The organism is Candidatus Korarchaeota archaeon NZ13-K, assembly GCA_003344655.1.
Classification (GTDB): Archaea; Korarchaeota; Korarchaeia; order Korarchaeales; family Korarchaeaceae; genus Korarchaeum.
In genome coordinates this window covers 1-8,230 of the sequence record MAIU01000054.1, presented here as the reverse complement: position 1 = coordinate 8,230, position 8,230 = coordinate 1, and the positions used below count along the sequence as shown (strand labels likewise).

Genomic DNA, 8,230 nt, shown 5'->3' with positions numbered 1-8,230 from the left:
GGGGGAGGGGGAGGGGATACTCCTTATCTTGGATGGCTCCACATTCCCTGTGAGGGCCGCCGAGGCGCTGGCCAAGAGGCTGGGCCTGAGCTTCGAGTGCATAGGGAAGGAGGGTGATTTCGACAGGTGCGTGGCCTACAGGCGGATGAGGGCTCACGATCATCGGGATATCGCTGGCTTCTAGGGGATGTGAGCGAACGGAGGGACCGAGCGGGCACCAGTTCCATCCCTGATCCCAGACGACTCCCTCGATGGAGCGGATCCTTCTCTTGCTGGCCCGCCGCACTCCAGTATTACTGATATTCATCAGGAGTAATATTTATATTGTTTGGGGTCCGCGCACCCCTATGAGGCTCGCCCTTCTCCTCCTGATGCTCGCCATTCCGGTCCTGATGGCCTCGGCCGACGGAGGGCCGAAGGTCGTCTGCTCCACGACGGTTCTCGGGAGCATCGTGAGGGACCTGGCCGGCGACTCGGTAGAGGTTGAGGTGATAGCTTCCCCTAGCATCTGTCCCGGGCACTATGATGCCAGGCCCAGCGATGCCTACGCTATTGCGGAGGCGGATCTCATACTCTACCACGGCATAGAGCCATGGGTGGAGGAGCTGAGAACGGCCTCGGGGAGCAGGGCCCCAGCTGTCAGGATTACCGGTGGATGGAACACCCCAGATTCCCTTAAATCCATGTACATCAACGTTTCAAGGACGCTGGACAAATACCTGGGCTTGAACACATCTGCAAAGCTCGATAGATGCCTTAGAGCGATAGATGAAACCGCCGAGGATTTGAGGAGGATTGCGGAGCTTAAGGGGTTCTCCGGGAAGCCTGTTGTGAGCATGATGTTCCAGGCAGACTTCCTCAAGTTCCTGGGATTCAGGATAGTAGCCACATTCCCTCCCCCTGAGAAGGTGTCGGCGAAGCTCTTCGACTCCATAGTGAGGAACGCGAGCGAGGGAAAGGCCGTGCTCGTCGTGGACAATCTACAGAGCGGGACGGAGATTGGTTCCAGAATAGCCTCCCAGGTCAACGCCGTTGAGGTCGCCCTGTCTAACTTCCCGGGATCCCCTCCCGAGCTGGGGAACATGACCCAGGTCATGAGGTGGAACGCCGAGAGGCTGGCTGAAGCCCTGTCCCACGCTGAGCTCAGGGCCTCCGTCGGGGAGTCGAGAAGTCAGGCTCAGATTTACGAGGCTCTCGCAGCTATTCTGGCTGTGATAGCGATCGTAGAGGCCATCCTGATCCTCAGGAGGAGGTGATGCTTTGATAAGCCTGGAGGATGCCGCCAGGATGCACGGTCACAGGGGACCTTGGCTCGTCCTCGGCTACAGGGCCGGCCTCAGGGCACTGGAGCTCCTGAACCCTGAGAGCGAGCACGACCTCCTCTGCGTCATCAGGTGCCCCCTCAGGACCCCATACACGTGCTCTGTGGACGGTGTGCAGGCCTCAGCCGGATGCACGCTTGGGAAGATGAGTGTGAGGATCGAGGAGCATGATGGCGTGGAGTTCTTCTTCCTCAACAGGAGGAGGAACCTCAAACTCCTGCTGAGGCTTAGGGGAGGGATCTCCGAGTTTTTAGAGAGTATGTCCTCGAGCGAGGGAATTGACTCAGCTGCCGCCTGGGTAGAGGGGGCTGAGCTCGCGGATCTCTTCGAGGAGACCCTCATTTAATAATCCCTCCATTTTTAAATCGCGGAGGGATTGTGTTGAGCCCCGATGATGCTGTGAGGTTGGAGGAAGTTTGGGTCTCTTACTCGGGGAGCGAGAGGCCCGCCATAAGGGGGATCAGCCTCTCGATCGGGAGGGGCGAATCCGTCCTCATAACGGGCCCAAACGGGGCCGGGAAGACCACGCTCCTGGAGACCTGCTTGGGACTCCTCAAGCCGGTTAGAGGGGAGGCTTTTCTCCTAGGAGTGAACACGAAGAGCAGGAAGATTATTGAGACCAGGAAACTCTGCAGCTATGTCCCTCAGGACTTCATGAAGCCCCCGGAGGAGAGCTACACGGTGAGGAGGGTATTGCTCATGGGACTTGCCCCCCTCAGGGGTCAGTTCATCAATGCTGAGCTCGAGGGGAGGATTGAGGAGATATGCGCAGCGCTGGGCATTAGGGAACTGATGGATGAACCCTTCGGGAGGCTCAGCGGTGGACAGCAGCAGAGGGTGATGATAGCTAGGGCCCTGGCGAGGAGACCCAGGGTCCTGCTCCTAGATGAGCCCTTCTCGAGCCTGGATGCTGAGACCAGGTCCCTCTTGGCGGATCTTCTGGAGAGCTACTCGCTCAGCGAGGGGGCCACCGTGATCGTGGTGAGTCACGATGGTATAGCCCCGCGCCGCCCGGATAGGATCTTGAGGATGGATCAGGGGAGGCTGATTTCTTGCTGCTGACTATACTCCTGACGGCTGTGCTAGCTGGCTTCCTGCTCGGGACACTGGGTTTCTACGTTCAGAGGATGGGTCTCATCACCTTGAGCTTCAGCGTGGCCCACTCCGCGCTCGCTGGGGCATCCATAGGGCTCGTGATAGGGATCGACCCAACCTACGGAGCTTTCTTCCTCTCCCTTATTTCATCCCTCATCCTGGGGCTGCTCTCCACGAGGGTGAACCAGGGGAGGGAGCTCATGAGCATGGTGCTCTTCTCGGCATCCTCCTCAATAGCTTTGCTGTCCATATACCTCTCAAACGTCAGGGTCCTGGCGACATCCGAGGTGGCCAGCGTCCTCTGGGGGAGCCTGCTGGCCGCAAGCCCGGAGAAGCTGATGGGAATGGCCTTCATCCTCCTCATCCTCTCGAGCTACACATCAGCCTACAGGCTCGAGTTGAGCTCGATAATGTTCGATAGGAGGTTGGCGGAGGCTGAGGGTGTGAATGTGTCCCTACACACAACCCTCGTGCTCACCCTCTGCGGCTTGGCCATAGCTCTCGCCCTGAAGATAACCGGTGGCTTCCTGGTCTTCTCCCTCCTTTACAACCCGGTAACAGCATCCATCTTCCTCCTGAGGAGCAATAGGTATCAGCCCATGGTCTCCGCTGCGATCGCAGCGGCATCCTCCTTGTCGGGTCTTTGGGCGAGTTACGCGTTCGATCTTCCGGTTGGGGCATCCATCTCGCTCCTCTCGGCGCTCTTAGCAGTTATCTCGAAGCTGGTGAGCTGGATCAGGGATAAATTAGTTGAGCATAGCTTGGAGCTGTGATGGGATCCATCATCACAGCCCCGATGAGGAGCATAATTAAATGAAAGTGATTATTGTTGGCAATTGCTTCAAATATGTTTTCAAATATTCCCCCTAGCAGGATGCGAAATTCAGTCAAATGGGCAAAAGGAGGCCATTGCACCGTGAGCGGAGCTCCCGCGGCTTTACACAAAAGTTAAATTATATAAGTTTCGCGAAGGTACCCCAAGGGGCAAGGGAGTCCGATGAACCCCGGAAGGGAGGGAGAAGGGAGGGATTGCAACGGAAAATCGGATAGCATCTCGTAGTGAGGATCCTCCGGGAGGTATGTGAATATGTCGAGTAGAGCCGGTCTTCCCACCAGGTTCGAGGAGATACCAACCAAGATCACCGTTCTGGGTGTTGGAGGAGCCGGGATAAAGGCTATCGATTCTCTAGCGAGGGCGGGGATGGAGATAGCCAAGCTTGTGGCTCTTGACTCCGACCTAAACGCCCTCAGGCAGGTGAAGGCCCACGAGATAATACAGGTAGGGGAGAACACGCTGAGGGGGAGGGGGAGCGGAGGTGACATAAGCCTCGCCCAGAAGGCGGTGGACGAGGACTTGGATAAGGTCATAAGAACACTGGATGTCTGCGACCTCCTCATCACGGTTGCCGGGCTGGGAGGGGGCATGGGGAGCGGCGGCCTGCCGTTCCTCCTAAGGGCCATAAGGGACGAGTACGGGGACAAGGCGCCAGCCATAATATCTGTGGTGACCATACCGTTCAGGTACGAGGGACAGACGAAGATGAAGAACGTCCAGTCCGGTCTGAGGGAAACAGTTGTCGTGAGCGACAGTGTGGTTGTCAACATGAACGACATACTGCTTGAGAAGTTCGGTGAGATGCCGGCCCAGGTGGCCTACTCAAGGATGGACAACATACTGAAGATGGCGGTCAACTACATGGTGGAGATGCTCGACCCCAGGGACACGCTGCAGAGGCTCGACTTCCCCGACCTCAGGGGGATGATAGAGAGGTCAGGCATAGGCTTCATAGGGATAGGCTCTCACAGGAGCGTGAGGAAGGCCGTTGAGAATGCCATAGACACCAGGTTGCTCGACTCTAACCCGACATCCGCCTCCGGCTACCTGCTTTACCTCAAGGCGCCGCCGACGGCAAGCCTCTTGGACGTGATAGATGGTCCCAGGCTCATAACGGAGAAGTACAATGTGGAGAGGATATCATTCGGAGCAAGGCTGAGCCCGATGCTCAGGACCCCAGAGGCCCTCGTGTACGCCACGGGCGTCGACTCCCCGTTCGTTAGGGATATGATAGGGGATGTCAAGGAGTTGTTGAGGGAGTGAGGTGAGATGGCAGTCAGGAGGAGGGGTGTTGATAGGGGCCTTGAGGAGGCGGAGAGGGTTTCCGAGGCTAGGATAAACATCGTGGGCATAGGTGGTTGCGGTAACAACATAGTCAGCGCCTTCTACAAGAAGTTCCCCAAGAACGTGAAGACGATAGCGGTGAACACGGATTCTGCGGTGCTCAGGAAAGCCGAGGCCGATGAGAAGGTCCTGATAGGCAGGTACACGCACAAGGGGAGGGGAGCCCAGGGGGTCCCCGATATAGGGAGGGAGGCGATGGAGGAGGACATAGAGAGCGTGTTGAGGGCCCTCGATGAGAAGGTGGATATAGTGATAGGGATAGCCGGCATGGGAGGGGGCACGGGATCCGGTGGCCTACCGGTGCTGATGAGGGAGATAGGTCTCAGGCACAGGGATGCTATAAAGATATCCATCGTGACGCTGCCAATGAGGGAGGAGGGTGAGGAGAGGAGGAGGAACGCCCAGTTCTCATTGAGGGAAACGATTGATACTTCCGATGTCACGATAGTGAACGCTAACGATCTGGCCATGGAGAAGGCCAGGTCAGTCGACCTGAACTACGCCTTCTCTCTGGTTAACAGGAAGATAGAGAGGAGCGTCCATGCCCTGGTAAAGATGCAGAGCACTGAGACAGGCCCGGGTTACGTCAACGTTGACCTTAGCAACTTCTCCAGGATATCCTACCAGTCGGGACTCGGGTTCATAGGCGTGGGAAGGGGGCAGTACATATTCCAGGCATTCGACGATGCCCTGCAGGATGACTACGCTAAGTGCGATTTGACCGAGGCCAAGGGAGCCATAATATACTTCGAGGGCAAGTCCGTGGACCTCAGGGTGGATCAGATGAGAGAGGCTACTGACATACTGAGCAGGAGGTACAGGATACCGACCGTGTTCATGGGGGTCAGGCCCACCTTCGAGTACCCAGACGTCAGGGTGAACCTGCTGGTGACGCAGGTCCGCTCAACGTATGTTGATGATTTTTTGGCTGAGTTAGGTCTGTGATGGGGGGTGTGTGCATGTTCCGCAGGAAGAAGGAAGAGGAGAAGAGGGAGGAAACCCAGCCCTCATTCCAACCCCAGCCTCAACCTTCCGTATCCATAACCGAACTGATCAGCAGGTATCTGGATGAGAACAAGGGTGAGGTATCACTTGCATGGTTCGCGAGGCAGGAGAAGTTCCCATACATACCTCCCTTGGTCGCCGTTAAGGAGTATGTTGAGGCCAGGGGAGGTGCTGTGACGGACATGGAGGAGCTGAGGAAAACCTTCATGAGGATCCTGGAGTCGAAGATGGCCTCAATTGGGAGCTCGCTGTGAGGTGATGCCCGATGATGTCCAGGTCCGAGTTGGCCAGGGCCTCGGAGCTCTCAGCCCTCAAGATGGTCCTGGTCGGGGTCGGGGGCTGTGGTTGCAATACAGTCAACAACGTCAAGAGGTACGGCGTCAGGGTTCCCACGGTGGCAGTAAATACTGATGCACCGGTGCTGCAGAGGATAAGCGCTGACATAAAGATACTGATAGGAGAGGGGGCCCACAAGGGAAGGGGAGCGGCCGGCTCCCCAGAGCTGGGTAGGATGATAGCGGAGCAGGACATGGACAAGATATTGGCTCCTCTGAGGGATAAGGAGCTGATAATGATAACGGCCGGCATGGGAGGGGGCACGGGAACGGGGGCCGGGCCCACCATAGCTGAGGCGATAAAGGAGAAGTTCCCCGACAAGATAGTGATAGGGATAGTGACGCTGCCCTTCACATCAGAGGGGCCAACCAGGATAAGGAACGCTCAGTGGGGCCTTTCAAGAATGCTCGATTCGGCTGACATGACTGTCGTCAATGCCAACGACCTGCTCAAGGAGAGGGCTGGCAACTTACCTGTCGCCCAAGCTTTCAGGGAGATGGACAAGCTCCTGGTGGACATAGTGGACTCCATAGTGGGGCTGCAGGACATAGTTCCCCAGCCGGGTCTGGTGAACATAGATTACAGCAACATGGAGGTGCTCGTCAGGGGTTCTGGCCTGGGGTTCATCGGTATAGGCAGGGGGAGGAGCGCCACGGAAGCGTTCAGGGCAGCGATAGCGGCCAACTACAGCGAGGCCGACATCAGGAACGCGAAGGGTGCGATAGTCTACGTTGAGGGGAACCAGTCGCAGCTAGTGATGAGGGAGCTGGACAGGATACCCCAGACGCTCTCAACGGACTACAACATAATGAGCATATTCTGGGGAATAAAGCCGAACTGGAAGCTGTACGAGCCGAAGATAATGCTACTGACCACCGGAGTCAGGTCTGAATTCGTGGACAAATGGCTCCAAGGAGGGATATGATTGATCAGAAGGGAGGAGGTCGTGAGTAAGGAAGTGATAGACAGCTCAGCTAGGAGGGTTGGGGTCGTCAGCGACGTCGTGATAGATGAGGAGGGAAAGGCTAACCTGCTGGTGAAGGTGAAGATTTTGAGAGGGAGTAGCGAGAAGGAACTGGAGTACACACTCCCCCCTTCAAGTATTTTAGCCGTTGGTGATGTAGTATTGGTCAAAGGTGTTGTGGAGGTGAGGAGGAAGTGAGTTGGAGGAGACCGGAGGTATCGGCCTCCCTCAAGTTGGCCGTCGTGGGTATAGGGGGAGCCGGCTGCAACATGATAACAAACATAAAGAGAACGGGGTTCTCCGAAGCGAAGCTGGTGGCAGTGAACACAGACGCTGCTTCGCTGGGCGCCACGAAGGCGGACCACAAGGTGCTGGCCGGGGAGTCCTTCCTGGGAGGCAGGAGCGCCAGAACCGTTGAGAATGGGAGAAAGGCCATGGAGAGCGTGAAGGAGAACCTAATATCACTGCTGAGCGACAGGGAGGTCATATTGCTCCTGGCTGGGCTTGGAGGAGGGGCCGGAACCGGGGGCATAGTGACCCTCGCCGAGGCCATAAAGGAGAGCCTGCCCAACGCCCTGACGATAAGCTACGTTGTGCTCCCGTTCTCCAGCGAGGGGGAGGTGAAGATGAACAACGCCAGGTATGGCCTCTCGGAGGTCATAGACCTATCGGATGTGACCTGGGTGGCGTTCAACGATGTCCTGAAGAGGAAGTACACGAACGTTCCCCTGACGAGGGCCTACAAGATGATGGATGACAGGCTCTTCAACGTTGTTAAGGGCCTGGCGTCGCTTCAGAACCTCTCTCCGCTACCGGGAATGCAGAACGTAGACTTCGCCGTTATGAAGGAGATTGCTAAGGGATCGGGTCTCGGGTACTCAGGGTTCGGGGAGGGAAGGACTACTAGGGAGGCCTTCGAGGGCTCCCTGGTGGACCCGTTCGGGGACGCTGACCTCAAGGGGGCCAAGGGCGTCGTCGGCATACTGGAATCCGCTGAGACGGCCGTGTCCGTTGAGGGAATGACATACGTGCAGGACGTGCTCACGAACAACTTGGGCATACCCGAGGTATACTTCGGGCTCAAGCCCAGCATAGAGATGACCAGCCCCAAGGTCACCGTCTATGTGTTCGGAGTGAAGTCGAGGATGGTGGAGGACTTCCTGAGCTCCATGGGAGGGGGTTGATCCTGATGGCCCAGGAGAGCGCTAGGGTGACCATGACAGTGGTCGGAGTTGGTGGAGCTGGCTGCAACACGCTCAACAGACTCAAGGAAGTGGGCGCGCCTGTGAAGACAATAGCCATACACACGGAGGCGAACCACCTGAAGGC

12 protein-coding genes are annotated in these 8,230 nt (G+C 57.1%); all 12 read left to right on the top strand.

The annotated features are described in order from the left end of the window. The coding region (locus tag BA066_05780) for a hypothetical protein (GenBank protein RDD53193.1) at positions 1 to 184 on the top strand (184 nt) is incomplete at its 5' end. A gap of 67 nt (positions 185 to 251) precedes the next feature. Further along, positions 252 to 1,256, top strand: a complete 1,005-nt coding sequence (locus BA066_05775; GenBank protein RDD53192.1) for a zinc ABC transporter substrate-binding protein — start codon at positions 252 to 254, stop codon at positions 1,254 to 1,256. A 4-nt stretch (positions 1,257 to 1,260) separates the two neighbouring features. Next, positions 1,261 to 1,668 carry a hypothetical protein gene (locus tag BA066_05770; GenBank protein ID RDD53191.1) on the top strand — a complete coding sequence of 136 codons (408 nt, stop codon included), beginning with the start codon at positions 1,261 to 1,263 and terminating at the stop codon, positions 1,666 to 1,668. Beyond that, positions 1,668 to 2,384, top strand: coding sequence for a metal ABC transporter ATP-binding protein (locus BA066_05765; protein RDD53190.1), 717 nt, complete (start codon positions 1,668 to 1,670; stop codon positions 2,382 to 2,384). The genes BA066_05770 and BA066_05765 overlap by 1 nt, the downstream gene beginning before the upstream one ends. After that, the gene (locus tag BA066_05760; GenBank protein ID RDD53189.1) at positions 2,375 to 3,190 is read left to right on the top strand and encodes a metal ABC transporter permease; all 816 of its coding nucleotides are present in this window, start codon (positions 2,375 to 2,377) and stop codon (positions 3,188 to 3,190) included. The genes BA066_05765 and BA066_05760 overlap by 10 nt, the downstream gene beginning before the upstream one ends. A 314-nt stretch (positions 3,191 to 3,504) precedes the next feature. Continuing rightward, entirely contained in the window at positions 3,505 to 4,515 is a 1,011-nt protein-coding gene (locus BA066_05755) for a hypothetical protein (protein RDD53188.1), read from the top strand. A 6-nt stretch (positions 4,516 to 4,521) separates the two neighbouring features. Continuing rightward, positions 4,522 to 5,541 (top strand): hypothetical protein, encoded by a 1,020-nt coding sequence (locus BA066_05750; GenBank protein ID RDD53187.1) that lies wholly within the window; start codon positions 4,522 to 4,524, stop codon positions 5,539 to 5,541. A 14-nt stretch (positions 5,542 to 5,555) separates the two neighbouring features. Beyond that, the gene (locus tag BA066_05745) at positions 5,556 to 5,855 is read left to right on the top strand and encodes a hypothetical protein (GenBank protein RDD53186.1); all 300 of its coding nucleotides are present in this window, start codon (positions 5,556 to 5,558) and stop codon (positions 5,853 to 5,855) included. An 11-nt stretch (positions 5,856 to 5,866) separates the two neighbouring features. Then, complete coding sequence (locus BA066_05740; GenBank protein RDD53185.1) at positions 5,867 to 6,862, top strand: hypothetical protein; 996 nt, start codon at positions 5,867 to 5,869, stop codon at positions 6,860 to 6,862. After that, a complete protein-coding gene (locus BA066_05735) occupies positions 6,863 to 7,099 on the top strand; it encodes a hypothetical protein (GenBank protein RDD53184.1) in 237 nt (78 codons plus the stop codon). Then, a complete protein-coding gene (locus tag BA066_05730; GenBank protein ID RDD53183.1) occupies positions 7,096 to 8,085 on the top strand; it encodes a hypothetical protein in 990 nt (329 codons plus the stop codon). The genes BA066_05735 and BA066_05730 overlap by 4 nt, the downstream gene beginning before the upstream one ends. Next, positions 8,082 to 8,230, top strand: a 149-nt coding sequence (locus BA066_05725; GenBank protein RDD53182.1) for a cell division protein FtsZ, incomplete at its 3' end; no start/stop codon positions are given. The genes BA066_05730 and BA066_05725, both read left to right, overlap by 4 nt.